General features: G+C 49.5%; 1 pseudogene. It reads right to left on the reverse strand.

What is annotated here, in order from left to right:
* Nucleotides 1–1,168 (reverse strand): annotated as a pseudogene (locus tag ABN764_RS29460) (polymorphic toxin-type HINT domain-containing protein); the annotation flags it as partial.

The following is a 1,168-nucleotide window of genomic DNA, read 5'->3' on the forward strand; positions in this document are numbered from 1 at the left end:
CCGTCATAATAGAAGCGTTTGCTTTGCTTGTTCGGATCGGTTTGCTCCAGCAGGCGGCCGATGCCGTCATGCCGCTTCTGAACCGTATTTCCGTCCGCATACTTGACTTCGACCATAGCGCCCGACAGATTATACCGATACCGCGTCGTCTTCCCTTCAGCATCCGTAACGGCGATCAATCGTCCCAGTACATCATACTCGTATTTCGTCGCATTATGGTTTCCATCGTAAGCAACCTTGACGTTGCCCGCATAGTCGTATTCATAACGAGCCAACAAGACTTCTTGACCCGACGGCTTGATTTCTTCCTTCTTGATGACCCGATTCATGATGTCATACGTGTCGCGAATGCCGTTATTCGTCTCGTCGAAGATCGTTTTCGAGTTGGCCACATCGTCATAGACAATGCGCTTTATTCCATTCAGGGGGTTTTCCTTTATGACCCGATCCCAGGCGTCATATTCGTATTGAATTTCGGATCCATTAAAGTCCCCTTTACGGATCAGCCGGCCGTTCTCGTCATACGTGTGCTGGGCCATGCCTCGTCCGTTCGTTTCGGCGATAAGGTTACCAAGCGGATCGAAATGCTTCTCGATTTGCAGACCATTCGGATCGGTAATGAACATCTTGTTGTTCTGATCATCATAGACGACTGCCGTCTTCGTTCCGTCGGGATGAATTTCGGCTGTTATTCGTCCCAGCTTGTCATACGTATAGGAGATGCTGTTGCCGTTGCCGTCCGTATATTTCGTCGGGAGTCCGGTCTCTGGAATATACTCCATCCGGCTTTCCACGAATTCATTCTTGCCGTCAGCGTTCTGTACCCCTACGCTTTGTCCGCTTAGATACATGCTCTTGAATTGAGAGCTGAATTCTTGGGAAATGACCGTGTCCGCCGTATCTCCCTTTATCCGAATCTTGACCGGATTTCCCACGTAATCATACTCATAATTCTGCTGCTGAACGATGTCTCCCCTGCTATTTTTGGAGACGGCTTGCTTTAACTTTCCGCGAATTGTCTCGTACTCGTACTCGGAATGCAGGGTCATATCCCGATCTATCGGCACGCTGCTCTTTATCATGACGAAGAGTTCGTTCGGCAATATGTCTTTGTACTCATAATGGCTTGTCGCGCCGAGCGGATTCGTTTCTGAGGTCAGTTGCCCCC

Origin of the sequence: Paenibacillus wuxiensis (assembly GCF_040195695.1) — a bacterium.
Classification (GTDB): Bacteria; Bacillota; Bacilli; order Paenibacillales; family Paenibacillaceae; genus Paenibacillus_B; species Paenibacillus_B suaedae.